Here is a 25709-nt window from a genome sequence, read left to right on the forward strand (position 1 = left end):
GTGCGCGGTGCTCCGGACTGTGCTGCGTGGCGCCCGCCTTCGCCAAGTCGTCCGATTTCGCGATCAACAAACCGGCCGGCACGCCCTGCCGAAACCTGGGTGACGACTTCCGCTGCACGATCCACGACCGGCTCGACTCCAGCGGCTTCCACGGGTGCGTCGTCTTCGACTGCTTCGGGGCGGGGCAGCGGCTGACCCAGGAGACGTTCGGCGGCGCCGACTGGCGGCAGCCGGGGCTGGCCGGTCCCATGTTCATGACCCTGCCGATCATGCGGCAGCTGCACGAGCTGATGTGGTACGTCACCGAGGCGCTGAAGCTGGACGAGGCGGAACCCGTACACCCGGAACTGCGGGACGCTCTCGCCGAGACCGACCACCTCGCCGCCGGGTCACCGGCGGAGCTGAGAACCCTCGATCTCGACGCCCACCGCCACCGGGTCAACCCGCTGCTGCAGCGGGCCAGCGAGCTCGCCCGGGCCTCGATCCCGAAGAAGAAGGACCACCGCGGGGCCAATCTGATCGGGAAGCGGCTGCGCGGCGCGCGGCTGCGGGGGGCCAGTTTCCGGGGTGCGCTGCTGATCGGAGCCGACCTGCGCGACGCCGATCTTCGCCGGGCCGACTTCACCGGGGCTGACGTGCGCGGGGCCGACCTGCGCGGCGCTGACCTGACCGGAGTGCTTTTCTTCACCGAATCGCAGCGTAAGGCGGCTGTCGTGTCGGGCGGATAGAAACACATCACCTCTACGATGTGCGGATGCAGGATGTGTCGGGTTTGGTGTGGCTGCTGACTGTTCTCGGCATCATCGGTCTGCTGCTGTACGACTTCTTCTTCCACGTGCGCAAGGCGCACATCCCCTCGCTCGGCGAGGCGACCCGCTGGACGATCGTCTACGTCTCGATCGCCGTGCTCTTCGGCGTCGGGGTGTGGGTCTTCGGCGGCAACGACATGGGCCAGGAGTACTTCGCGGGCTATGTCACCGAGAAGGCGCTGTCGGTCGACAACCTCTTCGTCTTCCTGCTGCTGTTCTCGAGCTTCAAGGTGCCCCGGGCCGACCAGCAGAAGGTGCTGCTCGTCGGCATCGTCGTGTCGCTGCTCGCGCGCACCGGGTTCATCTTCCTGGGCTCCGCGCTGATCAACTCGTTCGCCTGGGTGTTCTACCTGTTCGGGCTGATCCTGCTGATCACCGCCGGCAACCTGCTGCGCGAGCAGCGCAACGACGACGAGGCGCCGGACAACTTCGTCATCAAGATCGCCCGGCGGGTGCTGCGGACCTCGGACGAGTACGACGGCGACAAGCTCTTCACCGTGCAGGACGGCAAGCGCGTGCTCACGCCGATGCTGCTGGTCATGGTGGCGATCGGCGGCACCGACATCCTGTTCGCGCTCGACTCGATCCCGGCCATCTTCGGCCTGACCCAGAACGTCTACCTGGTCTTCACCGCGACCGCGTTCTCGCTGCTGGGCCTGCGCCAGCTCTACTTCCTGATCGACGGGCTGCTCGACCGGCTCGTCTACCTCTCGTACGGGCTGGCCGCGATCCTGGCCCTGATCGGCGTCAAGCTGATCCTGCACGCCATGCACGAGAACAACGTGCCGTTCATCAACAGCGGCGAGCACATCGACGTCGTCGAGATCTCCACCGCGATGTCGCTCTCGCTGATCATCGGCATCCTGGTCATCACGGTGATCGCGTCGTTGCTCAGCCCCAAGGGCCGGGCCCAGACCTACGTCGCGGCGGCCCGCCGGCACGCCAACGAGTTCCTCGACATCGAGAAGGACCCGGCGTACTGCGACGAGATCTTCCACCGCCTCCTGGTCGAGGAGGCGCACCTCAAGAGCCTGCCCGAGAAGTACCGGGCCCGGATCCGCTCCGAGGACGAGCTGATGGCGCTGCTCGGCAAGGCGCACCGGCTGCACGACGAGCGCGTCGCCAACGGCACCTGCTTCGTGCCGGCGGGCGCACCCATGGAGAACTCACCCCTCCGGAGCGCCGAGCAGTAAACGGACGCCGAGCAGCGGCGCGGGCGTTCAGGGACGGCGCGGACCCGGCGCGCCGGGCCGGGAGGTCATGCGGAATGCGGGAAGACCGGGCCGCCCCGAGACGGCCCGGTCTTCATCAGCCCTGGCGGTGGCTGCCCCGTCCGCTGCTGCCCACCTCGCCGTCGTGGCGGGCGGTGGTGCTGCGCCCGCGCGCCGCGTTCCCGGCGAACCGGGCGGCCGTCCGGCGGACCGACTCGGCCCGGTCGCCGGCCTCACTCGGCCACTCGTCGGCGGCCTCGCGCGGCCGGGGAGCCGAGGCGGGCGGGACGTCGAGATAGGCGGAGAGGTTGGTCTGGTTGTCGAACTCGACGAGCGGCCCCGCGCCGAGCCCCGCGCCACCGGCGACCAGGTTGGCCACGCGGGCGGCCAGCTCGGCGGCCCGGGTGTCGAGGTCGGGGTGTCCGTTGAGGGTGGCGTCGTCGGCCGGGCGGGCCCGCCACTCGCGCTGCGGAACCTCAGGGCGTACGTCGATGTGGGGTCGCGCCTCGTCCGCGGCCGGCTCGGCGTACGCATCGATCGCGGGCCGGATGTCGGAGGCGGCGGGCACCACCGGCGGCCGCCCGGCAGCCGGTTCGGAGGCCGCGGGCACGACCGGGGTCCGCATGGCAGCCGGGTCGGAGGAGACGGGCCGCGACGCATACGGGTCGGAGGAGACGGGCCGCGACGCATACGGGTCGGAGGAGACGGGCCGCGACGCATACGGGTCGGAGGAGACAGGCCGCGAAGCGTGCGGGTCGGAGGAGACGGGGGCCACCGAGGGCCGCGACGCATAGGGGTCGGAGGAAACCGGGGCGACCGGCGGCCGGGAAGACTGCGAGGCGGCCGGGCTGACCGGCGGCAGCGAGGCGTACGACTGGTGGGGCACCGACGGGATCGCCGCCGAGCCGTTGACCGGCTGCGCCGAGCCGGGCTGAGCCACCGGCGCATAGCCGGGCCGCGAGTCGTACGACGGCGGGGCCGCCTCGACCGACACCGCCCCGATCAGCGACACCGTCTGGCCCTCGCCACCCTGGAAGTTGTTGAACTCGGGGCCGATCACCAGGCGGGAGAGCATGCGGACCTGTTGCGCCGCGATGCCGAGCTCGGTGGCGTTCTCCACGCGGTAACGGGCGATGGCCTGGCGCAGCGTGTTGGCCAGACGGTCGGCATCACTCACCGTGGCCAGATCGCCACCGGCGAAGACGAGCGCGGGAAAGCTTCCGCCCGGCCCGGCGCACACGAGCTGGATCTGCGTGACTGTGGCCTGGCGGCCGGTGTCGCGGTTTCCCGGCTGCACCCGCAGATGCTGCGGCCAGGGCCAGCGCAGCTCGCCGGAATCGGCCGCGCCGGGGCCGCGGTAGAGGACGCGCTGGTCGGTGACGACGACCTCGGTCTCTTCGGGCAGAGTCCACCGGGGAAGCGAGGCCGGCTCGTCGAACGCGTATTCGGCCACGGCGGTATGGCCGCTCCAGAGGATGCGCTCGGTGGCGGGCGAGATCGTGTCGCGCAGGGTGGTGGGCGACGCGGGCGCGGACGCGTCGGTCACGAAGTACTGCTCGGGCATAGGTGTTCCCCCCACTGACGCCGCGCCCCGATAACGCGACCGTTACCGATTACAACCGCGCGCCATCGCCCAGACAAGTCGGCAGCCGCGAATCACACCGGATTTCCTGACGAGAACACGACAGGCCGAAAATACTTGCACATTCGGCCGAGGAGATGTTACGCACGGTTACCGAAGAGTCCGACTGGTGGGGAAGGTGACGCCACCGCGACACTGTCCGTGACGGGTTTCGTTCCGCCGGCGAAGCGGTCGAGGTCGGTCTCGAGGCGGCCCGGGAACCAGTCCCCGGCGGCCCGCCGGGCGAGCCCGGCCACCGGCGGCGGGGTGCGGCCGGCGATCACCACGACGTTGCCGAAGCGGCGGCCGCGCAGCACGGTCGAGTCGGCCACGAGGCAGGCCTCGGGCAGCGCGGCGCGGATCGTGGCGACCTGGGCCTTGGCGTGCCGCAGCGGTGGCCCGTCGGTGATGTTGGCGATCAGGTGACCGGCCGGGTCGAGCACCCGGGCCAGCTCGCGGGTGAACTCGACCGACGTCAGGTGGGCCGGGGTGCGGGCGCCGGCGAAGACGTCGAGCACGATCACGTCGTACCCGCCGTCGCGCATGCCCTCGACCGCGGCTCGCGCGTCCCCCACCCGTACGCGGACATTGGCCTTGGCCGGAAGAGGCAGCGCCTTGCGCACGAACTCGACCAGCGGGCCGTCGATCTCGACCACGCGCTGGGCGGAACCGGGCCGGGTGGTGGCGATGTAACGCGGCACGGTCAGCGCGCCCCCGCCGAGGTGCAGCGCGCGCAGCGGCCGGCCGGGCGGGGCGAGCAGGTCGATCGCCGCGGCCATCCGGCGGACGTATTCGAACTGCAGGTGGGTGGGGTCGGCCAGGTCGACGTGGGACTGCGGGGCGCCGTCGAGCAGCAACGTGTACGCCGTGTCGCGGTCGGGGTCGGGCCGCAGCTCGGCAACGCCCGAGGCGACCGTCTCGACCAGTCGTTCCGACCTCTTGCGCTGCGCCACGCAGCAAGTATCCACGCCCCGTCGAACAGCCCGATCGGGGCTATTTAGGGGAAAACGACTCATCCGGCCGGAAGACACTCAAAACTGAGGTCTGCGCGACAGAGGAGGTACAGCCGTGTCCACGAGCAATGTCTTGGCGCAGATCATCGGCGAGCAGCAGCGACGCCCGCCCGCGCCCCCGTCGGCCGGGGACATGCCGGCGATCATCGCCGCGGCTCAGGAGGAGGCGGGACCGCCCCTGAAGATCCGGCGGCACCTCTCCGAGGAGGGCCCGGCGTTCTGGCGCTGGGACTGCGCCAACTGCGGCGAGTACGGTGGTGGGCGGCACCACTCGGACGCGGTCAACCGGGCCACCCGGCACTGCTCCGAGCACCCGGAGCACAAGTCCTCGCTGCTCCCGCCGCTGCTGTGCCGCCAGCGGGACACCTACATGCCGCCGCACCCGATGCTGTTCGCGGTCGACGACGACCCGCCGCCCCCGCCGCTCGCCGTCTGAGAAAAGACGAGCCGCCGCCTCCGCCGCTCGCCGTCTGAGAAGGACGACGAGACGTGCGGGGACGGCGGCGAAAACGCGCGTTACGGGCGGGTGTCGCCTTCCCCCGTACGCTTCTGGGCCTCGTCGACGGCCCGGTCGATGTGCGCGGAGTGCTTGTGGCCGGTCCGCTTGTCGACCTCGTCGCCGATCTTCTCGAGCGCCTGGTCGACCTTCTCGTCGTTCTTGTCCAGGAAGTCCTTGGCCTTGTCGAGGAAACTCATCCGTCTGCCTTTCTCCGGGCGAGGATCGCGGCGATCGAGTGAACGCGCGGGTCCTCGGCTATCTCCTCGAGACCGGCGGTCAACGGCATCCGCCAGTTCGGGTATTCGTTCATAGTGCCTGGAAGGTTGGGCTGCGCGAGCTCACCCAGCACGTCATAAAGCGAAGCGGTGACAAACCGGCACGGCGTACGGGCGAGGAACTCGTGCATCGCCACGATGATCTCGGCATCCGACGCGCCCTCGGCGATCAGGCCGTCGCCCCGCAGCACGGCGACCAGGGCGTCGCGGTCGGCCCGGGCGTTGCGGCGCTCCTGTTCGACCGGACCGGCCAGCTGGCCCAGCTCGGCCCGCACCTTCACCTGCTCACCGGTGAGAAACCCGGCCGCGGTCGGCAGGTCGTGGGTCGACACCGTGGCCAGTGCGTTGCGCGGGTATTCCTCGGCCGGGAAGAACGGCTGGTCCTTCTCGGTCCACTCGCGGGTGAAGTAGAGCACCGCCGAGCCGAGCATGTTCATCCGCTCCAGCGTCTCGGTCACCACCGGCTGAACCGTGCCCAGGTCCTCACCGATCACCACGGCGCCCGCGCGCGAGGCCTCCAGGGCGAGAATGCCGAGCATGGCCTCGGGGTCGTACTGCACATAGGTGCCCTCGGCCGGCCCCAGGCCCGGCGGCACCCACCACAGGCGCCAGAGCCCGGCCACGTGGTCGACCCGCAGGCCACCGGCGTGCTTGAAGATCCGCCGCAGCATGTCGCGGTAGGCCGCGTATCCGGTCTCGATCAGCATGTCGGGCCGCCAGGCGGCCAGGCCCCAGTCCTGGCCCAGCTGGTTGAACGCGTCCGGCGGAGCGCCCGTGTGCACCCCGGCGGCCAGCACGTCCTGCAACAGCCAGCCGTCGGCGCCGTTCGGGTCGATGCCGACGGCCAGGTCGTGCACCACCCCGACCGGCATGCCCCCGGCCCGGGCCGCCTCGTTGGCCGCCTCCAGCTGGGCGTTGAGCAGCCGCTGGAGCCAGGCGTGGAACGCGACCCGGTCGCTGTGGAACGCGCGGACGGCCGGGGAGTCGGGGCGGCGCAGTTCCTCGGGCCACTCCGTCCAGTTCGGGCCGTGCCGTTCGGCCAGCGCGCAGAACCGGGCGAAGTCGGTGAGGCCGGGGTCGGACTCCAGGTCGACCTCGCCCGCCAGCGGCCAGAGCAGGTCGAGGGCGGCCCGTTTGGCCTGCCAGACCGCGCTGTAGTCGATCAGCCCGTCCGCGGTGGGCACGGGCTTGAGCCGGTCGACGGTCGCCCGCAGCTCGGGGTCGGCCCGGCGGTACTCGTCGGTGTCGGCGATCCGCAGATAGAGCGGGTTCGAGAAGCGCCGGCTGGACGGAGAATAGGGCGAGGCCGGCACCGGCAGCGTCGGCGTGATCGCGTGCAGCGGGTTGAGCAGCACCAGCCCGGGACCGCCGGAGACGCCCAGGAACTCGCGCAGGTCGCCGAGGTCGCCCATGCCCCACGAGCGCGCCGAGTGCAGCGCATACAGCTGGAGCATCCAACCCCAGGTCGCGGGCGGTTCGGGCAGCGCCGTGGGCACCACGACGAGCGTGACCTCCTGCTCCCCGATGTGCAGCCGGTGCCAGCCCAGCGGCAGGTCGGCGGGGATTCCGGCCGGCGCGTCGCGGGTGGTGCCGTCCTCGAGCGTGATCCGGGCCGGCGCGGGCAACTCACGGGTCGCTCCCTCGCGCACGACCACGGTGCCGGGCATCAGACCAAGGGCCACCTTCCCCCGTACGGCGGAAAGCTCCTCCGAAATCGCCGACGGGCTGGACGCGTCCACACCCAGAAGTCGCAGGACCCCCACCACCGACTCGTCGGCGACGTCTTTGCGTTCGCGGTGCCAGTCCTCGTACCAGGTGGCCACCCCGTGTGCCGTCGCCAGTTCCGCCAGATCGGCGTCCATCCGGGCCCCTCTCGTTGCCTGTCGCTGCTCATACCCTGCCCGATGCGGGGGTAGTCCGGGGACACGTCGTTGCGAGGATCGGTCAGGATGGAACACATGTCTGCAGCTATTCAGTGGTGGTCGCGCCTGGCCGCGGCCGTGACCGGGGCGACCCTGGCGCTCGTGGTGCCCGTGCACGCCTGGGCCGCGAGCAACGGTGTGACCGACGTCGCGATCGAGGCGGCCCGGTCGCGCCGGCGGGGCGGGTTCGGGTTCTTCGGCATCTTCGGGGCCTTGTGCTGCCTCTTTGTGGTCGCCGCGATCGTGCTGGTGATCGTTCTGGTGGGGCGCAACCGCAAGCGGAAGTAGGGGGATTTCCCGAACTCCGGTGATCTTGGCCGGGCGCGACCTAGCGTTGAAGGATGCGTATCCGCGCCGGCCACGTCCGAACCGTCGCGCTCGGCGGCGGGATCGCCGTCGTGCTGTGCGCGCCGCTGGCCGTCTCGGTGGTCGCGGGCGCCGACGACAACGTGCTGATCTCGCGCGGCCGCCCGGCCCTGGCGACGTCGAACACCGGCAACGAGGTCGCGGCCCGGGCCAACGACGCCAGCACGGTCACCCGCTGGGCCAGCGCCGCCGGTCCGGGCACTCAGTGGCTGCGGATCGACCTCGGCTCGGTGCAGCGGATCGAGCGCGTACGTCTGAACTGGTCCGGCGCCTATGCCCGGACCTACCGCGTGCAGGCCTCGGCCGACGGCTCGAACTGGGCCACCCTCTATGCGACGAGCGCCGGCAACGGCGGCGCCGACGACCTCAAACGGCTCAACGGCACCGGCCGTTATCTGCGGGTGCTCGCCACCCAGCGGGCCCGCACGACCGGCGGCTACGCACTGAGCGACCTGAGGGCGTACGGACCGTCGGCCAAGGTGTTGCCGGCCGCCGCCACACCCACCGGTTCGCTGGTGTCGGGCCTGGACGACCGCCGCAAGAAGGAGCGGGCCCTCGAGCTCGTCTCGAGCGCGGAGAACTCGACGCTGAGCTGGCGCCATTCGTTCGCCTACATCGAGGACATCGGCGACGGGCGTGGCTACACGGCCGGGATCGTGGGCTTCACGTCGGGCACGTCGGACATGCTGGCCGTCGTCGCCGAGTACACCCGCCGCAAGCCGGTCAACGGCCTGGCCAAGTTCCTGCCGGCGTTGCGGGCGGTCGACGGTTCGGACTCGCACGCCGGGCTCGACCCGGGCTTCCCGGCCGCATGGCGGGCCGCCGCCCAGGACCCGGTGTTCCAGCGGGTGCAGGAAAACGCCCGCGACACCTACTACTTCAACCCGGCCCTGCGGTTCGCCCGGGCCGACGGGCTGCGGGCGCTGGGCCAGTTCGCCTATTTCGACGCGGCCGTCATGCACGGCGTCTCGGGCATGCGGGCGATCCGGGCCGCGGCCCTGCGCACCGCGAAGACGCCGGCCCAGGGCGGTGACGAGCTGGCCTATCTGAACGCGTTCCTCAACGCCCGGGTGGCCGAGATGCGTACCGAGGAGGCGCACAGCGACGTCAGTCGGGTCGAGACCGCCCAGCGGATGTTCCTGCGCCGCAGCAACCTCGACCTGACCACGCCGCTGACCTGGCACGTCTACGGAGATCAATACCGCATAGCGCAGTGAAGCCGGGAACCCCCGCGAGGGCTCCCGGCTTCAGCGTGTCAGCGAGCTGTCAGGCCTTGGTCCACTTCTGGTTGGACGTGCCAGCGCAGTCCCAGAGCTGCAGCTGCGCGCCGTTGCCGCCGTTCCAGTCCTTGATGTCGACGCACCGGTTGGCCGAGAGGTTCACCAGGTCGCCGGCGCCCGAGAGGGTCCAGCGCTGCACCGGGTTGCCGTTGCAGGTGACCAGCTGGATCGGCGTGCCGTTGCCGAGCGCGCCACCGGCCGGGTCGAAGCACTTGCCGAGCGCGGTCAGGGTGCCGTTGGAGTTGAAGGTCCACTTCTGGGCGCCCGAGCCGTTGCAGTCCCACATCTGGATCCGGACGCCGTCCGCGGCGTTGCCGTTCGGGATGTCGATGCAGCGGCCGCTGAAGTTGCTCTTGAGCATGGTGCCGCCGGTCGAGGGCGGCGGGGTGGTGCCACCGTCGTTGTTCCAGGCGTTGACGCGCACCCAGTCGACCAGCATGGTCTGCGGCATCTGGGTGGTGCCGTCCGGGTAGCCCGGCCAGTAACCGCCGACGGCCACGTTCAGGATCATGAAGAAGTTGTGGTCGAAGACCCACTGACCCGGCACGTTGGACGGGGTGACCCGGAAGTACTCGGAGCCGTCGAGGAACCAGCGGATCAGGTTGGGCGACCACTCCACGGCGTAGTTGTGGAAGTCGTTGCCGAGCGGCGCGCCGGTGACCCGGTTGCCGCCGACGCTCGCGCCGCCCGAGTAGCCCGGGCCGTGCACCGTGCCGTAGACGGTGTTGGGCTCCTTGCCGACGTTCTCCATGATGTCGATCTCGCCGGTGGTCGGCCAGTTGTTGCCGCCGAGCATCCAGAACGCCGGCCAGATGCCCTGACCCTTGGGGATCTTGATGCGGGCCTCGAACCTGCCGTACGTCTGCGCGAACTTGTCCGCGGTCAGGATGCGACCCGACGTGTACTGGCAGGTGCCGTAGTGGCACTGGTAACCGGCCGGGTTCTCACGACGGGCGGTGATCTCGAGCTGGCCCGCGCCGTTGACCCGGACGTTGCTCTGCGAGTTGGTGTAGTACTGCTGCTCGTTGTTGCCCCAGCCGCTGCCGCCGATGTCGAACTTCCACTTGTTGGAGTCGATCGGGCCGGCGGCGCCGTTGAACTCGTCGGACCAGGTGACGGCTCCGACCGCGGCTTCGGCGGTGTCGTTGCGGGAGGCGGCGAACAGGCCGCCCGTGAGTGTCGTCGCGATCACGGCCGCGGCGAGAAGAACCCTTGCCTTACGCATGGGGGATGCCTCCGGGGGAAGAGGTGCGTATCGGAAACAGTCTTTAGAGATTGACGTCATGCAGTCAATGGAGACCGGTCCCGGAACCCCGGATAACGCCTTTTCTTACAACTTCTTGAAAAGATTGGGCAGCGCGGACGGCTCCCACCCGGGCAGCGCCGTGTGCGCCTCCTTGACCTGGTAGGTCACGCCCTCGTAGGTCACCAGGTCGCCCGCCTCGTAGTCGGTGAACGCCTTCCAGGCGGCCGGCTTCGGCGCGGCCGGCGGCTTCGACGTGGCCGGAGGTGCCGCGGGCGGCTTTGACGTGGCCGGGGGAGTCGTGGGCGCGGCGGGAGGGGTGGAGGAAGGGGGCGAGGACGGCGCGGCCGACGGGGTGGTCGGCGCGGGCATCGGCTTCTTGCCCGCCGTCACCTTCACGAAGTCGACCTCCATGCGGGCCGGCCGCCGCCCGTCGGTCGCGAGGTTGAGCACCAGCGCGATCGGCAGCCCCGGCTCGTCCGGCGTCAGCTTCAGGCTCGGCCGTCCGTCGACCGACCAGATCACGCTCCGCGGCGTCCAGTCGATCGTGTACGTGTGGAAGCTGCGGCCTGAGGTCGGGTCGGCGTCCCGGTCCAGCGTCTCGACATTGCCCCGCAGCACCCGGCCGTACTTGTCGACCACGCCGAAGGCCCGCCACGGCCCTGCCGCGCGCCGCACCTTGATCCGCGCCTCGGCGTGCCCGTACGGCTCCGCGAAGGCCCGCCGCGTGCTGATCAGCCGGTCCACGACGAGGGTGCCGTCGCCGTCCTGGCGACCGTGCCGTTCGTCGCCGTCGAGCAGCCAGCGCGACCGGTCGAGGCCGGCGCCACGCTCACCGCCGAAGCTGTCGTCGAAGACCGGGCGGTGCTCGGAGGCGACCGCCACGCCGCCCTGCCCGGTGAAGAAGATCGTGCCCGCGAGGCCGGCGCTCGCCACCGCCAGCAGGGCCAGCGCGCGCGGCAACTTCGACCGACCGGAACGATGCCGTGCGTCATTCACCTGGTGCCCCCTTACTGACAGCAGGACGACTTTCATAAAGGTGAGAGCTTCTCGCAAGATCGGCGAGGCAGGTTTAAGGCTGACTTAAGGAAGACCGGCTGGACACTCGAACCGTGGTGCCGTCCGTCCCCGTGATGAGCTCGAACGAGTCGGTCAACTCCTCGGCCAGCCACAGCCCCCAGCCGCCCGGCTGGTCGGCCGGCGGGCGCACTGCGGGTTCCAGCCGGGCCCCGGCCAGGCCGCTCCCGGAATCGCTGACCTGACAGACCACGTCGCCGGCGGCCGACCACATCTGGACCCGGCCCAGGCCACCCCCGTGCCGCACGGCGTTGGTCAGCAGCTCGTTGACCGCGACCACGAAGTCGTCGAGGCGGTCACCGGTCAGGCCGGCCGCCCGGGCGCAGGACGCGACGGAGTGCCGCAGCGTCGTGATGGCGTCGCGGTCGAAGGTTTCGTCGAGCAGAACTTCGGTGCTGATGCCCTCGACGGTAGGCCACGCCTGATCTTCCCGCAGGGCGGCCCACGGGTGGTGCACGTCATGTGGGAGGGTCGGCGCATGGCGGACGCACGCAACAGCGGCCTCGAAGCGCCGCTGTGGCGGGCGATCGCGGTCTATCGCATCGCCGCCCTGGCCTACACCTCCGGCCTGGTCATCGTCTACGTCAGCGACTACTGGCACCCCGTCTGGGCCTGGCCCGTGCTGGCGGTGATGGCCGGGTGGACGGTCGTGACCACGTACGGGTACGCCGACCCGGCCCGCCGCCGCACCCCGCTGCTCGTGGCCGACCAGCTGGTCACGATGGCCGTGCTCACCTCCAGCCTCTACATCGTCGGCGCCGACGAGCTCGCGCTGGGCACGCCCACCATCGCCGTCGCCTGGCACGTCGCCCCGGTGCTGTGCTGGGCGGTGGCCCGCGGCCGCCGGGCCGGCATCACCGCGGCGCTGGCCATGGGCGCCACCGACCTGGTCGTCCGCGCCCACTGGGACCAGTCCGCGTGGACCGGCACCGTGCTCATGCTGCTGGCCGCCATCGCGGTCGGCTACCTCATGCGGATCGCCCAGGTGGCCCAGGAACGCCTCGAACGCGCGGTCGAGCTCGAGGCGGCCACCCGGGAGCGGGAGCGGCTGGCCCGCGACATCCACGACTCCGTGCTGCAGGTGCTGGCGCTGGTCAAGCGGCGCGGCGCCGGTCTCGACGGCGAGGCGGGCGAGCTGGCCCGGCTGGCCGGCGAACAGGAGGCCGCGCTGCGCAGCCTGGTGGCGGGACGGCAGACCAGCGAACCGGTCGGTGACGAGCTCGATCTCATGGCGCTGCTGCACCCGTACGCGGGACCCGACGTGACCGTCTCGGGCCCGGCCGGCGCCGTCCGCCTGCCCGCCCACACCGCCCGCGAGCTGCGCGCCGCCGTGGGCGCCGCCCTTGACAACGTGACCCGGCACTGCGGGCCCGGCACCAAGGTCTATCTGTTCGTCGAGGACGAGCCGGACGAAGTCGTCGTGACCGTCCGCGACGACGGCTGTGGCATCGCGACCGACCGGCTGGCCCAGGCCGAGGCCCAGGGCCGGCTCGGTGTCGCCCAGTCGATCCGCGGGCGCGTGGCCGACCTCGGTGGCCGGGTGCAGATCGTCTCCGCACCCGACCAGGGCACGGAGGTGGAGATGACGGTGCCGCGGGTCCCGATATCGTGACGGGCATGACGGCAGCGATCCGGGTGATGGTGGTCGACGACCACCCGATGTGGCGTGAGGGCGTCAGCCGTGACCTGACCGCGGCGGGCTACGACGTGGTGGCGACCAGCGGCGAGGGGCGGCAGGCGGTGCGCATCGCGGCCGCGGCCCGGCCCGACGTCGTGATCCTCGACCTCCAGCTGCCCGACGTGTCCGGCGTCGAGGTCATCAACGGACTGCAGACCGAAGTTCCCGGCGTACGGGTCCTGATGCTCTCGGCCAGCGGCGAGCAGCAGGACGTGCTGGACGCGATGAAGGCCGGCGCCACGGGCTACCTGCTCAAGTCGGCCGCCCAGGCCGAGTTCCTCGACGCGGTGAGCCGCACGGCCGCCGGCGACACCGTTTTCACACCCGGACTGGCCGGGCTGGTGCTCGGCGAGTTCCGCCGGCTGGCCACCGCGCCGCCGGCCGACAAGAGCGAGCCGGCGCCGAAGCTCACCGAGCGCGAGACCGAGGTGCTGCGGCTGGTGGCGAAGGGCCTGTCGTACCGGCAGATCGCCGAACGGCTCGTGCTGAGCCATCGCACCGTGCAGAACCACGTGCAGAACACGCTCGGCAAGCTCCAGCTGCACAACCGCGTGGAACTCACCAGGTACGCCATCGAACAGGGCTTGGACTGACCTACTCGTACTTCGGGGCGTTCGTCTCGTGCATGGCCAGCTCCTCGGCGCTGGCGCCGCCACCGGACGCGCCGGCGTCGTAGGCCACGCTGTCGGCCTCGTCGTCGAACCCGTAACCCTCGTCGGGCGCGACCAGGCGGCCCACCGGCTGCGGGCTGTCGTCGTCGAGCTGGCCGTCGTCGTAGAGCGACACCTGCGAGTCGGGGTCGGAGGTCGGGCTCGCGCCCCAGACGTCGGCGTCGAAGTTGCGCTGCTCCGAGCTGTCGACGGTCTCGTCGTCGGGGTCGCGGCGCGGCGGGATCGGGTCTTCCGCGCCGAAGTCGGGCTCCTCCTGCCGGAGGCGGCGGTCGAGGGACTCACCCTCGCGCGCCTCCTCGGCGGTGTCGCCGAAGCGGTTGGACCCGCCCGGTCCGACGCCCGCGAGCGCCGCCGGATCGGGGCCGTCGGCCCAGCGCGAGCTCTCCATCTGGTCGTACGCGGTCGAATCGTCATCCGCGGTGTCGGGCAGACCGGACGCTTCCGGGTCGGACACCTCGGCGGGGTAGTCGTTGTCTCGCATGACCGCAATCTACCCGCGTACGGGGTCGGGCATGCTTGCCGTTTCCGCCGCTTCTTCCCCGTCCTCCTCGGCCGCGAGCAACGCCCACACCACTTTGCCTTCGTCGAGCCGCAGGCTGCCCCAGCGCTCGGCCACCGAGTCGATCAGAAGCATCCCGCGACCCCCGTACGACGTGGGTGGCACCGGACCCCCGGTGAAGGTGGGCACCCGGGGCGTGTGGTCGCGCACCGCCACGCTGAGGCCGCTGCCGTGGGTCGCGACGAGCACGACCATGGGCGTACGGGCGTGGACGACGACGTTGTTGACGAGCTCGGTGACCACGATGCAGGCGGGCCCGGCCAGATCGGGCCGCTCCCAGCGTCCGCAGGCCTCGGTGACCAGCTCGCGGGCTCGGCGGGCGGCGCCCAGCGCTGGTTCCTGATCGAGGCTCAGCCGGTGGTCGGGGTCGGGCTTGCCCAGTTCGGCCAGGGCTTCCCGGGTGCTCGGCCAGACCGGCCAGCCCAGGCCGGGCCAGGCGTCGGCGCCGCGGGGGTCGCAGAGGGCGAGATGGGCGGCGGGCCAGTCGGCGGTCTCGTCGCGCAGGGCGCGCAGCACGGCCACCGCCTCGGTCGTCGGGCCGGTCACCGCGGCGGCGTCGACGAGCACGGCCTCGGGCTGCCCGGCGAGCAGGTCGAGGAGGGCGGACCGCACTGTCCGCGCGGTGTCGGCGTCCAGCGCTCCGGTCAGCATCACCAGCGGGTACTCCGACCCGCGGTCGACCGGATGTCGCGTCTCGCTCGCCATGGTCGCTCCATTGTGCATAACGCGTCCCCTTTTCGCATTTTCCGTGCGTTCGGAGGACCGGGACCGCCTTCCGTGGAGAGCCGCATGGCGTCAGAGGCTGTCCTGCCGCTCTGATAGCCGGCCCGACGCCCCTGGTGCCTGTTTCACGGCTGAGGCGGGGGCCATGGTCAGCAAATACCCGGGGCCACGGGACTCATGCCCGCGGGAAGTTCCGGAAATGCCCCAGATTCCGGAACGTTTGGGTTCCGGAAGTGGCGGTTGCGCGTTCGGGAGCATTCCGGCACGCCTGGGCGAGGGGTGTGGGTCAGCGGCCGGCCGGTGCTGCGCGGGGGTGTTTGCGGCGCGCTTGGACGAAGGCGTGTGGGTCAGCGGCTGGTCGGGGCGGTGCGCAGCGCCGCGGGCTCGGGCCGCCGCGTGGGCGGGGCCGGCGCCTGGTGGTGCTGCGGCTCGGCGTAGCGGGTCAGCGCGATCACCGACGCCAGCGTCACGACGAAGCCGACCCCGGCCAGCCACTCCTTGCCCGGCTCGATGCGGTCGCCGAGCAGCAGCAGGCCGACGATCGCGGCCGGAACGGCACCCGCGGCGTCCATCGCCGCGACCGCCGCCGTGGTCGAGCCGCGCTGCATCGCCAGTCCCAGCAGCAACTGGCCGACCAGCGAGTGCACGACGAGCAGATAGAGCAGCGGGTTGGCGAAGAAACCGACGGCCGAGTGCTCGTTGGCCAGCGGGCGGGCGGCGATGGCGGCGGCGGAGAAACCCACGCCGGCCAGCGAGCCGAGCACCACCGAGCCGAGCGCGCCCTGAAGGCGTACGGCGAAGAAACCGAGACCACCGATGAGCAGGAGCGCCAGGGTCAGGCCGGCGATCGCGGCCGCCCCCAGCGGCCGCGCGTGGGCCGGCTGCGCCGATTTGACCAGCGCGGCGATGCCGACCATGAGCAGCACCAGCAGCACCACCTCGGCCGTGGGCAGGGTCCACTTGAGGAACAGCACGCCCAGCACCGCGGTCACGCCCAGTCCGGCCGCCACGCTGGCCTGCACGAGGAACAGCGGCAGATCTTCGCGGGCGAGGAAGGCGAGCACAAAACCGGCCACCTGGCAGCCGAGGCCCATCAGGTAGGTCCGCTGGCCGGCCAGCCGCACGAGCAGGCTCGGGTCGAAGGTGTGGTGCACCGTCGTGCGGGCCGCGGCCGCCGACTGCAAGAGGTTCGCCACCCCGTACGCCAGGATCATGGCGGCGAGGAAGCACCAACCCGAGGACACCACCTGACGCACGATAGACCAGCCGCCGCCCGGCATCAGCGCTTCGGGGGACACCGTCGCCGTGGGGTGTTTGTCCGCTTACGCAGCGCCATGACTTCTGGGGCTTATGTCCGGTTAACGGGTAAGGGCCGTAAGTACCGTCTCGTGCAGCAGCCCGTTCGTGGCGATCACCGAGGACTTGTCGGCCGGCGGGCGCCCGGCGAGGTCGGTGATCGTGCCACCGGCCTCCTGCACGATCGGGATCAGCGCCGCCATGTCCCACAGCGAGAGCTCGGGCTCGACCATCGCGTCGAGCGCGCCCTCGGCCAGCAGCATGTAGCCGTAGAAGTCCCCGTAGGCCCGGCTCCGCCACGCGGCCAGGCTCAGGTCGACCAGCTTGCCCAGCCGGCCGATCTGCTGCCATCCGTCGAGGCTGGCGTAACAGACGCTGGAGTCGGCGACCCGGCCCACACCCGAGACCTGGATGCGGGTCGCGGCGTGCTGGTGCTTTCCCGCGTACGCCCCGTGGCCGCGCGCCGCCCACCAGCGACGCCCCAGAGCCGGGGCGCTCACCAGGCCCGCCACCGGGGTGTCGCCCTCGAGCAGGGCGATCAGCGTGCCCCAGATCGGCACCCCGCGCACGAAGTTCTTGGTGCCGTCGATCGGGTCGATCACCCAGCGCCGGCTGCCCGGCCCGGCCGCCGCGTGGGTCAGGCCGAACTCCTCACCGAGCACCCCGTCGCGCGGCCGGGCCCGGCCCAGCGTCGACCGGATCGCCTGCTCGACGGCCGTGTCGGCGTCGGAGACCGGGGTCAGGTCGGGTTTGCTCTCGACCTTGAGGTCGAGCGCCCGGAACCGGCTCATCGAGATCGAGTCGGCGGTGTCGGCGAGAAGGTGGGCGAGCGAGAGATCGTCGGCATAACCGGCCATGGTGCGAACGCTAGCCGATCGGGTGCGGTTCCTCGTCGCCGCCGGTGTCTTCCCTCGGGTCGGTCTCGCCGGCCCGGGAGGCCAGCAGCCGCCGGTACGACTCCAGGCGTCGCGGGTCGGCCTTGCCCTCGGCCACCCAGGCGTCGAGCCGGCAGCCCGCGTCGCCGGCCGTGTGCCCGCAGTTGGGCTGGTCCTCCAGGGTGCCCTCGACCAGGTCGGGGAAGCCGTGCAGCAGGCTCTCGGCGCTCACGTGGGCCAGGCCGAAACTGCGGATGCCGGGCGTGTCGATGATCCAGCCTGGATCTTTGCGGCTCTTGCCGATCGGCGGCAGCCGGAGCGCGACCGCGCTGGTCGAGGTGTGCCGGCCCTTGCCGACCGCGCTGACCACCCCGACCGCGCGCAGGGCGTCCGGCACCAGGCGGTTGACCAGCGTCGACTTGCCGACCCCGGAGTGGCCGACCAGGACCGAGATGTTGCCGGCCAGACGTTGGCGCAGCTCGGCCAGGTCGCTGCCGGGGCGGATGGTCACGTACGGCAGGTCGAGCTCGGCGTAGTAGTCGAGGATCTCCTCCGGGCCCGCCAGGTCGGCCTTGGTGAGGCAGAGCAGCGGCTCGATGTCCGCGTCGTACGCCGCGACGAGGCAGCGGTCGATGAATCCCGTACGCGGGGGCGGGTCGGACAGGGCACTGACGATCACGAGCTGGTCGGCGTTGGCCACCACGACCCGCTCGAGGCGGCCCTCGGGGGTCGTGTCGTCGTCGTCGGCCGTGCGGCGCAGCACCGACGTGCGCTCGCCGATGCGCACGATGCGGGCCAGCGCGCCCGGCGCCCCCGACACGTCACCGACGAGCGCGACCCGGTCGCCGACGACAACCGACTTGCGGCCCAGTTCGCGGGCGCGCATGGCGGTGATGACCGGGCTGTCGGGCGGCGCCTCCTCGCGGACACAGCCGTAACGGCCCCGGTCGACGGTGATCACCAGCCCGTCGACGGCGTCGTCGTGTTTCGGCCGGGTGCGGGTGCGCGGGCGGGACGACCGGCCCGGCCGGATCCGGACGTCGTCCTCGTCGTACTCCCGCTTGCGTGCCGGCAGGTCTAGCTCCTCGCCACGAGTCCGGCCCAGAGTTCGGGGAACTCGGGCAACGTCTTCGAGGTACACGCTACGTCGGTGAGGCGGACACCCGGCACGGCGAGCCCCAGAACCGCCGCCGCGTGAGCCATCCGGTGGTCGGCGTACGTCTCGAACTCGGTCTCGTGCAGCGGGCGCGGCTCGATGCGGAAGCCGTCGCGGAACTCGGTGACCTCGGCCCCGGCCTTGGACAGCTCGGCCACCAGGGCGGCGATGCGGTCGGTCTCGTGGCCCCGGATGTGCTCGACCCCGCGCAGCTCGGTCGGGGAGTCGGCCAGGGCGCCCAGCGCGGCGATCACCGGGGTCAGCTCGCTCACCTCGGACAGGTCGGCCGTGATGCCGTGGATGGTGTCGCCGCCGGTCACGGTCAGGCCCTCGGCCGACTGCGTGACCCCGGCGCCCATCGCGGTCAGCAGCTCGATCAGGCGGCCCACCGGCTGCCAGCTCTCGGCCGGCCACCCGGCGAGCGTCACGGCGCCCCCGGTGACCATCGCGGCGGCGAAGAACGGGGCGGCGCCGGAGAGGTCGGGCTCGATCACCCACGTGCGGCCCTGCAGCGGGCCCGGCTCGACGGTCCAGACGTCGGGCACCGACTCGTCGACCGTCGCCCCCGCGGCCCGCAGCATGTGGGTGGTCATGCGCAGGTGGGGCGCGGACGGCACCGGCGGCCCCTCGTGGCGCAGCGTCAGGCCCTTGCTGAACCGGGGCGCCGAGAGCAGCAGCCCCGAGACGAACTGGCTGGAGGCGGAGGCGTCGATGACGGCCTCGCCGCCCTCGACCAGCCCCGCGCCGTGCACGGTGAGCGGCAGCCCGCCGGTCTCCGAGGCGTCGATCGACACCCCGAGCGTCCGCAGCGCCTCGACGATCGGGCGCAGCGGCCGGTTGCGGGCGTGCGGATCGCCGTCGAACTCGACCACCCCGTCGGCCAGCGCGGCGGCCGGCGGCAGGAACCGCATGATCGTCCCGGCCAGCCCCACGTCGACCCGGGCCGGTCCCCGCAACGGCCCCGGCTCGACCAGCCAGCGCTCGGTGTCGCTCGAGTCGACCCGTACGCCCAGCGCCCGCAGCCCCGCCGCCATGAGCTCGGTGTCGCGGGCGCGCAGTGGCCGCTCGACCACCGAGGGCCCGTCGGCCAGCCCGGCCAGCACGAGGGCGCGGGCCGTCATCGACTTCGAGCCCGGCAGCCGGACGGTGGCACCGACCGGCCCGGTCGCGGACGGGGCCACCCACACACGCTTCTCCACACTCACGTGGCCATTGTGCCGAAGCGCCCCGCCGGTCACCCGTGGCGGGGCCTGTGCGGGCCGGCTCCGGTGTAGCGTTCCCGGACATGTGCGGGCGGTACGCGACGACCAGGAGCGAAGCCGACCTCGAAGACCTGTTCGAGGCCGTGAGCATCGCCGAGCGGGCTGCCCCGAGCTGGAACGTCGCCCCCACCGATCCGGTGCCGGTGATCCGCATGTCCGCGTCCCGCGACGCCCGGGTGCTCGACGCCGCCCGCTGGGGCCTGGTGCCGCCCTGGGCCAAGGACCTCCGGGCCGGTGCCCGCATGATCAATGCTCGCTCCGAGACCGTGGCCACCTCCCGGGCGTTCGCCCCGTCCTTCGCACGGCGCCGCTGCCTGGTGCCGGCCGACGGGTGGTTCGAGTGGGTCCGCGAGGGCAAGCAGCGCCGGCCGTTCTACATGACCCCGGCCGACGGTTCGCCGCTGGCCTTCGCGGGCCTGTGGACCACCTGGGGCCCCGACGCCGTGCTCACCTGCACGGTCCTGACGACGGCGGCCGTCGGCCCGCTGGCGCGCATCCACGACCGCATGCCGCTGATCCTGCCGGGCGACCGCTGGCCCGACTGGCTGGCCGGGGGCGGCGCCCCCGAGACGCTCCTGACCCCGCTGACTCCGGCCGAGCTGGCGGCGATCGAGGCCCGCCCCGTGCGGCCCGACGTCGGGAACGTCCGCAACAACGGCCCTCACCTGCTGGAACCTCCGCCCGTGGCGGCCGATCCGGAGCCGTCCACCCTCTTCTGAGGTCCGGTGTGGACAGACCGCCCTTCCCGATGACAGCGGGCCGGGCGGGTTCTGCTACGTTCCTCGCGCCCTCGCCGCCCGCCATGAGAAGACCGAACTCACCGACCCCGCTCTCGCCGCCGCGCCGAGAGGACCGAACCCTCCGGCACCACTCTCGCGTGCGCGCCGAGAGGGCTGAGCTCGCCGCCGCCCTCGCTTGTCCCCACATGCGCGACGTCCGAATTGGGTGCTTAGCGGGTTTTTCGGGTGGCTGGGCGAGGGGTGCCGGGTCGGCCTTGCGAGTGGTTGACGGCGGGCGCCACGCGGCTGAGCTGGGACAAGATCAACATTCGACTTTGTCAATAGATGTCCGCATTTTATATTGGCAACTTTGTTTCAAGATAGATAAGACCCTTGTTCTGATCTCCTACCCTGCGATAGAAAACTGCGCCGGAGTGGTGCAGGTTCGCACGGTGCGAGCCCGTTGCCACACGCAGTACCGGTCCCACGGGGGAGGTGGGCTGATGACACGGGCTCGTATGCCGCGTCCACATGAGGTAGCCATCGCGCGGCGTGATCCGCGCCTGATCGAAGCGATCAGCGAACGACGCAGCGACGAGGCTTGGCGGACCCGCGGCGCATGCCGCACGGTCGACCCGGAAACGTTCTTTCCGGCGCCGAACGAACCGTCCGAAGGCGCGGTTTCGCTCTGCGGCACCTGCACTGTCCAAGGGCCGTGCCTGGCCTGGGCGTTGCAGGTCGGCGACTGTCACGGCGTCTGGGGCGGCACGACGCCCCGCGAACGCCGCGCCATGCTGGTCGCCTGGCGTGAACGCGTCGGGCCGAACGGCGAAACCATCGACGACGACACCGACGAAGAAGACCGCAGGTTGCTCAGCCTCACACCGATCAGCCGCTGACACATCGTCATCCGCTTGCCGACACGTCCTGAGCGGCGTGCCGGCAAGCGGCGTGTCGGTGCGGGCCGGGCTGGTTTCATAGGGCCGTGACCGAGATCGAGATCGAGACGCCCCGCGGGCCCGCCCTGGTGCGGGTCAGCCCGCCCAGGGGGAAGACGTTCAGCGTCCTGGTGCTGGGGCACGGCGCCGGCGGTGGGGTCGACGCGCCTGACCTCCGGGCGGTGCACGACGCCGCCGTCGCCGGTGGGGTGCGCGTGGTTCTGGTGACGCAGCCCTATCGCGTGGCCGGGCGGCGCGCGCCGGCCCCGGCGGCCCAGCTCGACGAGGCCTGGAGTGCCGTGGTCGGGCAGGTGGGCGTACGGGGAAAGCCTCTGATCGTGGGTGGCCGGTCGAGTGGCGCGCGGGTGGCGTGCCGAACCGCGGCCCCGCTCGGCGCCAAGGGTGTGCTCGCGCTGGCGTTCCCGCTGCACCCGCCGGGCAAGCCGGAGAAGAGTCGCGCCGACGAGTTGCCGGTCGGGCTGCCCACGCTGGTGCTCAACGGCGACCGCGACGCGTTCGGGGTGCCCGGGGCGACGGCCGACGTCGAGGTGGTCGTACGCCCGGGGGCCACCCATGACCTGCGCAAGGGCGTCGCCGAGACCGCCGATCTGGCCGTCGCGTGGCTGCGGCGGCACGGGTGGGCGCGCTGAAGGAATGCAAGTTGCGTGTTCGTGGTTGTAAGCCCCGGAGCTTGAAAGTCGGAAGGGGTTTTACTGGTGCGAGCCGGAACCGAGAGCCTCGAGCGCGGGGGCCGGAACGTCGACCGGGTGCGGGACCTGCTGGGTTCCCCCGAGTGGCCGGCCACCGAGACCACGAACACCACCACATCGGTGAGTGTCAGCACACCGGCGGTTTTCGAAGCCGCTGACGGGGTAGTGCCCGTATCCTCGGCGGGGCGGTCGAGGGGAGAGCACAGGGTGGCCCAGACAGAACGGACCGAGGAGCGCAGAGCCCGCTTCGAGCGGGACGCGTTGCCTTTTGTGGACCAGCTTTATGCTGCTGGTCTGCGGATGACGCGCAACCCGGCCGACGCCGAAGACCTGGTGCAGGAGACGTATCTGAAGGCGTTCTCCGCGTTTCACCAGTTCGAGGAGGGCACGAACCTCAAGGCGTGGCTGTACCGCATCCTCACGAACACCTATATCAACTCGTATCGGCGCAAGCAGCGTCAGCCGGTGCAGGCTCCCACCGAGGAGATCACCGACTGGCAGCTCGCCTCGTCGGAGTCGCACACGTCGGTGGGCCTGCGCTCGGCCGAGACCGAGGCGCTCGACCGGCTGCCCGACAGTGACATCAAGGAAGCCCTGCAGGCCCTGCCCGAAGACTTCCGTCTGGCCGTCTACCTCGCTGATGTCGAGGGTTTCTCATACAAGGAGATCGCCGACATCATGAACACGCCGATCGGGACCGTCATGTCCCGTCTGCACCGCGGCCGGCGCAACCTGCGCAAGCTTCTGGAGCAGTACGCTGCCGACCGGGGAATCACCCGGACCGCTTCGGAACCGCAGGAGGCGTGACGCAGATGAGCGGCCTGAACGGCGAGGACCACGAGACCGACTGCGGCATCGTGCTCAGCGAGGTCTACCTCTATCTCGATCTGGAGTGCAGCGAGGACCGCCGCACGCTGATCCAGAAGCACTTGGACGACTGCGACGGGTGCCTCCGCGAATACGGCATCGAGCACGAGGTGAAGGCGCTGGTGTCGCGCTGCTGCGGCGACGAGAAGGCGCCGCGCGAGCTGCGTGACCGGCTCCGCATCAAGCTCGACCAGCTCGAGGTGCAGGTGGAGACCCGGGAGTTCCTCCCGTAAAGACATGCGACACGAAGAAGCCCCGCGGCCTGCGCCGCGGGGCTTCTTTCGTCACGTCCACGGTCAGCTGTTGGGCCGCTTGCCGTGGTTCGCGCTGCTCTTCTTACGAGCCTTCTTCTTGCGGGCCTTCTTAGCCATGGAACGACTCCTTGTCCGTGCTGTGTTTCCCGGGCCGATGGTAGTCGGCGCGTCCGGTCGCCTCGGACTCGCCCGAGGGAGATCCGTGATTTGATGACCGGTAACGACAGACCGAGGAGGGTCCCATGGCCGACGAGATCCGGGCCGAAATGGTCGCCAACGTGTGGAAGGTCGTGGCCAACAGCGGCGACACCGTGGCCGAGGGGGACACTCTCGTGATTCTCGAGTCGATGAAGATGGAGATCCCGGTCGTCGCCGAGACCGACGGCACGGTGGCGGAACTCGCGGTGCACGAGGGCGACGTGGTGCAGGAAGGTGACCTGATCGCCATCATCCAGGGCTGATGTCGACATCTGTCCCGGGCTGATCAGACGGCTCAGGCCGTGTCGACCGGCCCGCCCGGCAGCTGCAGCTCGATCGCGGGAAAAGTGGCGGCCTGCGGCTGGTCGGCCCAGAGCGCGCGCAACTGACCCTGCAGGAAGGCCATGAGCCGGCGCCGGTATTCGGCGTCGAAGATCTCCAGGGTCTCGATCTGTTCCTGCAACGCCTTCCGCTTGACCGAAAGCCCGCCGACCGCATCCTCGTACCGGCGCTGCGCGCGCTGTTCGAGCTGCTCGGCGGTCTCGTTCCCGCCGGCGACGATACTTTCCGCCTCGGCCCGCGCCTCGGTGAGCAACAACTCGGCCTGCCGCCGGATGTCGGCCGCCTGAACCTGCGCCTCCCGGTGGGTGAGCTCGGCCGTGGCCCGGGCCGCGGTCAGCAGTTTGTCGGCCTCGGAACGCATCTGCTCGGCATATTCGCGAGCCTCCTGGCGGCAGTGTTCGGCGTTCGTCTCCGCCTCTTCCCGCACCGCCTGGGCCGCCTTGTTCGCGGCGGCGACGTACTCCTCGGCCGTTCGCTGCGCCAGGGTCAGAACCTGCAGTGCCTCGCCCGGCAGCGCGGCCGGCACCGGCGTCGACAGGGATTCCGGGGACGGGGACGGGGGCGCTTCGTGCGATGTCAGGGACACCGGTGCGCTCTCAGGCGGCGCCGATGACGGTGTCATCGGAGAGATGACGGGATGAACCGCGGTCACGCTGTCGACGGAGGCGCGGCCGAGCAACAACCGGACGCGTCCGGTCAAGGGGTTGTCGTTCACGAGTGTCTCCCGTCCCTCTCAGGGGGTGGTGCCGCTGGGCGAAAGGCGTTACCCAGCGGCACCAAAGGGGTAGAGCAAGGCGTTGTCAGCCCGATGTTTCTTACAATCAGAGCCGTGGTTGCGTCGCGATTCCCCTGCCGACTGACCCATATTTCATGACGGCAGGGAAACCTCGGCGTCCTCCGGCCCGCCCTCAGTTACGGACGGCCGCCCGGGCCCTGGTGACCGGGGCGCACGATCGGGCCCTGGTTGCCGGGGCCGATCGGGCCCTGGTTGCCGGGACGGACGATCGGACCCTGGTTACCGGGACGCACGATCGGACCCTGGTTGCCGGGGCGGATGACCGGGCCACCGGGGCGGACGATCGGGCCGGGGTGACCCGGACGGAAGAACGGACGCGGGTGACCGGGCCGGAACATGCCCCGGTGCCCCGGACGGATCTGACCCCACCAGCCCGGCCGGAACTGGGCCGGGAAGCCGCGGACCACGGTGAACGGGCGGCCGAAGCCGGCCGGGCCCCAGTCGTCGTCGCTCGCGACCTCGAGCGCCCACGTGCCCCGGCGCACACCGAGCTGCACCAGGTCACAGTCGTGGTCGTCCCAGGCGCCGCTCCGCTCGCCGAACTGCCCCGCGAGCTCGCAGGCCCGCAGCGACCGGTAGAAGCCGACGACCTGGGTGCCGTCGCGCCACTGAGCGACGTGGCCGGCGCCGGACTTGCTCTCCGCGGCAACGCCGGCCGTGGTCGACGCCTGGGCCGGCGCGGTTCCGACGGCCAGTGCGGCGAGTACGCCGAACCCTCCCATGGTGAGGGCGCGGGTGAGCTTCTTCATCGCATTTCCTTTCGTACCGTGTTGCGCGGTGACTTACGGAATGGAAAACCGCATTTGAACCACGTCGGAAGTCGAACGCGCGTATGCCGTCGAGCGCCGGAATGACGGTCGGCCGATAGCCGTTCGGCGGACCTTTCTCGAAGGTCCGGAACCGGCTCGCCAGGCCCGTGCGGGAACGGTAATCAATGAATTTCCGGGGGAGTGCTGGGAAAGTGTCCGGCGGGCCGGGCCGACCCCGGTTCCGGCGACACCGCGACAACACGGGAGCACGGAAGGTGACCGGAGCCGGGTGTGGCCGTGCGTGCCGAGAGCGGCCGGGGCGTCGCGCACCGTGTGTGTGCGGCCCGGCGCCCCGAAAGAGAGCTCAGTCCAGGCCGTTCCCGGTCGCCGGGAGGGATGCGACGGCCGGCCGGACGTGAAGGAAAGCGGCTGTGCCTGCGCTAAATCGGATTTGCGGCCGCTTCCGACCGCCGTGCGTTGCTTCGCCGCCCACCGGTGGAACCGGCTCGCCGAGCTCGCGGGAGCCGGAGCGTGTGCGTCACCGGCACCCGTACGGCTTAGTACGACAGGATCGGCGGCACAAATTTTCGGACGCGCCGG

General features: G+C 71.2%; 29 protein-coding genes. 13 read left to right on the forward strand and 16 right to left on the reverse strand.

The annotated features are described in order from the left end of the window. Positions 1-26 precede the first annotated feature (26 nt). Positions 27-728 carry a pentapeptide repeat-containing protein gene (locus JIG36_RS36960; RefSeq protein WP_307873056.1) on the forward strand — a complete coding sequence of 234 codons (702 nt, stop codon included), beginning with the start codon at positions 27-29 and terminating at the stop codon, positions 726-728. A gap of 26 nt (positions 729-754) precedes the next feature. Beyond that, positions 755-2002, forward strand: a complete 1248-nt coding sequence (locus tag JIG36_RS36965; protein WP_203381098.1) for a TerC family protein — start codon at positions 755-757, stop codon at positions 2000-2002. 115 nt (positions 2003-2117) lie between these two features. On the opposite strand, the gene JIG36_RS36970 is transcribed toward JIG36_RS36965, so the two are convergent. Next, on the reverse strand, positions 2118-3584 hold the full coding sequence (locus tag JIG36_RS36970; RefSeq protein ID WP_203381099.1) for a translation initiation factor 2: 1467 nt from the start codon (positions 3582-3584) through the stop codon (positions 2118-2120). 158 nt (positions 3585-3742) lie between these two features. Further along, positions 3743-4594: a spermidine synthase gene (locus JIG36_RS36975; protein WP_203381100.1), complete on the reverse strand. Its 852-nt coding sequence runs from the start codon at positions 4592-4594 to the stop codon at positions 3743-3745. A 115-nt stretch (positions 4595-4709) separates the two neighbouring features. Here JIG36_RS36975 and JIG36_RS36980 point away from each other — a divergent pair, with 115 nt between their 5' ends. Continuing rightward, a complete protein-coding gene (locus JIG36_RS36980) occupies positions 4710-5090 on the forward strand; it encodes a hypothetical protein (RefSeq protein WP_307873057.1) in 381 nt (126 codons plus the stop codon). Positions 5091-5170: 80 nt separating this feature from the next. Here the strand turns inward: JIG36_RS36980 and JIG36_RS36985 are convergent, their stop codons facing one another. Further along, positions 5171-5350 carry an antitoxin gene (locus JIG36_RS36985; protein ID WP_203381101.1) on the reverse strand — a complete coding sequence of 60 codons (180 nt, stop codon included), beginning with the start codon at positions 5348-5350 and terminating at the stop codon, positions 5171-5173. Further along, entirely contained in the window at positions 5347-7290 is a 1944-nt protein-coding gene (gene malQ, locus JIG36_RS36990; protein WP_203381102.1) for a 4-alpha-glucanotransferase, read from the reverse strand. Before malQ ends, JIG36_RS36985 begins: the two co-directional genes overlap by 4 nt. A 96-nt stretch (positions 7291-7386) precedes the next feature. On the opposite strand from malQ, the gene JIG36_RS36995 reads away from it, so the two are divergent. Beyond that, complete coding sequence (locus JIG36_RS36995; protein WP_203381103.1) at positions 7387-7638, forward strand: hypothetical protein; 252 nt, start codon at positions 7387-7389, stop codon at positions 7636-7638. A gap of 53 nt (positions 7639-7691) precedes the next feature. Further along, complete coding sequence (locus JIG36_RS54405; RefSeq protein WP_203381104.1) at positions 7692-8933, forward strand: chitosanase; 1242 nt, start codon at positions 7692-7694, stop codon at positions 8931-8933. A gap of 49 nt (positions 8934-8982) precedes the next feature. Here JIG36_RS54405 and JIG36_RS37005 read toward each other — a convergent pair whose 3' ends face one another. The 3 genes from JIG36_RS37005 to JIG36_RS37015 form a co-directional block, all read right to left on the reverse strand. After that, a complete protein-coding gene (locus JIG36_RS37005) occupies positions 8983-10221 on the reverse strand; it encodes a glycoside hydrolase family 16 protein (protein WP_203381105.1) in 1239 nt (412 codons plus the stop codon). Between the two features lie 105 nt (positions 10222-10326). Further along, a complete protein-coding gene (locus JIG36_RS37010) occupies positions 10327-11238 on the reverse strand; it encodes a carbohydrate-binding protein (RefSeq protein WP_203381106.1) in 912 nt (303 codons plus the stop codon). Positions 11239-11311: 73 nt separating this feature from the next. After that, positions 11312-11752, reverse strand: a complete 441-nt coding sequence (locus tag JIG36_RS37015; protein ID WP_203381279.1) for an ATP-binding protein — start codon at positions 11750-11752, stop codon at positions 11312-11314. A gap of 42 nt (positions 11753-11794) precedes the next feature. On the opposite strand from JIG36_RS37015, the gene macS reads away from it, so the two are divergent. Both macS and JIG36_RS37025 read left to right on the forward strand, forming a co-directional pair. Further along, positions 11795-12928 (forward strand): MacS family sensor histidine kinase, encoded by a 1134-nt coding sequence (macS, locus tag JIG36_RS37020; protein WP_236048992.1) that lies wholly within the window; start codon positions 11795-11797, stop codon positions 12926-12928. Positions 12929-12933: 5 nt separating this feature from the next. Further along, positions 12934-13587, forward strand: a complete 654-nt coding sequence (locus JIG36_RS37025) for a response regulator (RefSeq protein ID WP_236048993.1) — start codon at positions 12934-12936, stop codon at positions 13585-13587. 1 nt (position 13588) lies between these two features. On the opposite strand, the gene JIG36_RS37030 is transcribed toward JIG36_RS37025, so the two are convergent. From JIG36_RS37030 to aroA, 6 genes are all read right to left on the reverse strand, one after another. After that, positions 13589-14146, reverse strand: a complete 558-nt coding sequence (locus JIG36_RS37030; RefSeq protein WP_203381108.1) for a DUF5709 domain-containing protein — start codon at positions 14144-14146, stop codon at positions 13589-13591. A 9-nt stretch (positions 14147-14155) separates the two neighbouring features. Then, positions 14156-14929 carry an ATP-binding protein gene (locus tag JIG36_RS37035; protein WP_236048994.1) on the reverse strand — a complete coding sequence of 258 codons (774 nt, stop codon included), beginning with the start codon at positions 14927-14929 and terminating at the stop codon, positions 14156-14158. 365 nt (positions 14930-15294) lie between these two features. Then, positions 15295-16194, reverse strand: a complete 900-nt coding sequence (locus JIG36_RS37040; RefSeq protein WP_203381110.1) for a hypothetical protein — start codon at positions 16192-16194, stop codon at positions 15295-15297. A gap of 111 nt (positions 16195-16305) precedes the next feature. Beyond that, positions 16306-17100, reverse strand: coding sequence for a histidinol-phosphatase (hisN, locus tag JIG36_RS37045; protein WP_203381111.1), 795 nt, complete (start codon positions 17098-17100; stop codon positions 16306-16308). A 10-nt stretch (positions 17101-17110) separates the two neighbouring features. After that, complete coding sequence (gene rsgA / locus JIG36_RS37050) at positions 17111-18193, reverse strand: ribosome small subunit-dependent GTPase A (protein WP_203381281.1); 1083 nt, start codon at positions 18191-18193, stop codon at positions 17111-17113. 2 nt (positions 18194-18195) lie between these two features. Then, complete coding sequence (gene aroA / locus JIG36_RS37055) at positions 18196-19479, reverse strand: 3-phosphoshikimate 1-carboxyvinyltransferase (RefSeq protein WP_307873058.1); 1284 nt, start codon at positions 19477-19479, stop codon at positions 18196-18198. Positions 19480-19559: 80 nt separating this feature from the next. Here aroA and JIG36_RS37060 point away from each other — a divergent pair, with 80 nt between their 5' ends. The 5 genes from JIG36_RS37060 (at position 19560) to rsrA (ending at position 23003) form a co-directional block, all read left to right on the forward strand. Beyond that, a complete protein-coding gene (locus tag JIG36_RS37060) occupies positions 19560-20255 on the forward strand; it encodes an SOS response-associated peptidase (protein WP_203381113.1) in 696 nt (231 codons plus the stop codon). Between the two features lie 503 nt (positions 20256-20758). Beyond that, a complete protein-coding gene (locus JIG36_RS37065) occupies positions 20759-21154 on the forward strand; it encodes a WhiB family transcriptional regulator (protein WP_203381114.1) in 396 nt (131 codons plus the stop codon). A gap of 86 nt (positions 21155-21240) precedes the next feature. Continuing rightward, entirely contained in the window at positions 21241-21843 is a 603-nt protein-coding gene (locus tag JIG36_RS37070) for an alpha/beta hydrolase family protein (protein ID WP_203381115.1), read from the forward strand. 66 nt (positions 21844-21909) lie between these two features. Then, a complete protein-coding gene (locus JIG36_RS37075) occupies positions 21910-22710 on the forward strand; it encodes a sigma-70 family RNA polymerase sigma factor (protein ID WP_203381116.1) in 801 nt (266 codons plus the stop codon). A 5-nt stretch (positions 22711-22715) separates the two neighbouring features. Then, positions 22716-23003 carry a mycothiol system anti-sigma-R factor gene (gene rsrA, locus JIG36_RS37080; RefSeq protein ID WP_203381117.1) on the forward strand — a complete coding sequence of 96 codons (288 nt, stop codon included), beginning with the start codon at positions 22716-22718 and terminating at the stop codon, positions 23001-23003. A gap of 63 nt (positions 23004-23066) precedes the next feature. On the opposite strand, the gene JIG36_RS54830 is transcribed toward rsrA, so the two are convergent. Then, positions 23067-23141, reverse strand: coding sequence for a 50S ribosomal protein bL37 (locus JIG36_RS54830; protein WP_369752275.1), 75 nt, complete (start codon positions 23139-23141; stop codon positions 23067-23069). Between the two features lie 125 nt (positions 23142-23266). Between JIG36_RS54830 and JIG36_RS37085 the strand changes: the two genes are divergently transcribed. Then, positions 23267-23485, forward strand: a complete 219-nt coding sequence (locus tag JIG36_RS37085) for a biotin/lipoyl-binding carrier protein (protein WP_203381118.1) — start codon at positions 23267-23269, stop codon at positions 23483-23485. Between the two features lie 32 nt (positions 23486-23517). Here the strand turns inward: JIG36_RS37085 and JIG36_RS37090 are convergent, their stop codons facing one another. Further along, entirely contained in the window at positions 23518-24150 is a 633-nt protein-coding gene (locus tag JIG36_RS37090; protein WP_203381119.1) for a hypothetical protein, read from the reverse strand. Positions 24151-24476: 326 nt separating this feature from the next. Next, on the reverse strand, positions 24477-25109 hold the full coding sequence (locus tag JIG36_RS37095) for a hypothetical protein (RefSeq protein WP_203381120.1): 633 nt from the start codon (positions 25107-25109) through the stop codon (positions 24477-24479). Positions 25110-25709 lie beyond the last annotated feature (600 nt).

Origin of the sequence: Paractinoplanes ovalisporus, from assembly GCF_016834655.1 — a bacterium.
Lineage (GTDB): Bacteria > Actinomycetota > Actinomycetes > Mycobacteriales > Micromonosporaceae > Actinoplanes > Actinoplanes ovalisporus.

What these genes read in the sequence shown, in the direction of transcription:
- JIG36_RS54405 (WP_203381104.1), top strand. Translation starts at nt 7,692, where the DNA reads ATGCGTATCCGCGCCGGCCACGTCCGAACCGTCGCGCTCGGCGGCGGG.
- JIG36_RS37060 (WP_203381113.1), top strand. Translation starts at nt 19,560, where the DNA reads ATGTGCGGGCGGTACGCGACGACCAGGAGCGAAGCCGACCTCGAAGAC.
- JIG36_RS36995 (WP_203381103.1), top strand. Translation starts at nt 7,387, where the DNA reads ATGTCTGCAGCTATTCAGTGGTGGTCGCGCCTGGCCGCGGCCGTGACC.
- JIG36_RS37025 (WP_236048993.1), top strand. Translation starts at nt 12,934, where the DNA reads ATGACGGCAGCGATCCGGGTGATGGTGGTCGACGACCACCCGATGTGG.
- JIG36_RS37005 (WP_203381105.1), bottom strand. Translation starts at nt 10,221, where the DNA reads ATGCGTAAGGCAAGGGTTCTTCTCGCCGCGGCCGTGATCGCGACGACA.
- hisN (WP_203381111.1), bottom strand. Translation starts at nt 17,100, where the DNA reads ATGGCCGGTTATGCCGACGATCTCTCGCTCGCCCACCTTCTCGCCGAC.
- JIG36_RS36985 (WP_203381101.1), bottom strand. Translation starts at nt 5,350, where the DNA reads ATGAGTTTCCTCGACAAGGCCAAGGACTTCCTGGACAAGAACGACGAG.
- JIG36_RS37065 (WP_203381114.1), top strand. Translation starts at nt 20,759, where the DNA reads ATGACACGGGCTCGTATGCCGCGTCCACATGAGGTAGCCATCGCGCGG.
- JIG36_RS37030 (WP_203381108.1), bottom strand. Translation starts at nt 14,146, where the DNA reads ATGCGAGACAACGACTACCCCGCCGAGGTGTCCGACCCGGAAGCGTCC.
- JIG36_RS37035 (WP_236048994.1), bottom strand. Translation starts at nt 14,929, where the DNA reads ATGGCGAGCGAGACGCGACATCCGGTCGACCGCGGGTCGGAGTACCCG.
- macS (WP_236048992.1), top strand. Translation starts at nt 11,795, where the DNA reads ATGGCGGACGCACGCAACAGCGGCCTCGAAGCGCCGCTGTGGCGGGCG.
- JIG36_RS37085 (WP_203381118.1), top strand. Translation starts at nt 23,267, where the DNA reads ATGGCCGACGAGATCCGGGCCGAAATGGTCGCCAACGTGTGGAAGGTC.
- rsrA (WP_203381117.1), top strand. Translation starts at nt 22,716, where the DNA reads ATGAGCGGCCTGAACGGCGAGGACCACGAGACCGACTGCGGCATCGTG.
- JIG36_RS36970 (WP_203381099.1), bottom strand. Translation starts at nt 3,584, where the DNA reads ATGCCCGAGCAGTACTTCGTGACCGACGCGTCCGCGCCCGCGTCGCCC.
- malQ (WP_203381102.1), bottom strand. Translation starts at nt 7,290, where the DNA reads ATGGACGCCGATCTGGCGGAACTGGCGACGGCACACGGGGTGGCCACC.
- JIG36_RS36965 (WP_203381098.1), top strand. Translation starts at nt 755, where the DNA reads ATGCAGGATGTGTCGGGTTTGGTGTGGCTGCTGACTGTTCTCGGCATC.
- JIG36_RS37095 (WP_203381120.1), bottom strand. Translation starts at nt 25,109, where the DNA reads ATGAAGAAGCTCACCCGCGCCCTCACCATGGGAGGGTTCGGCGTACTC.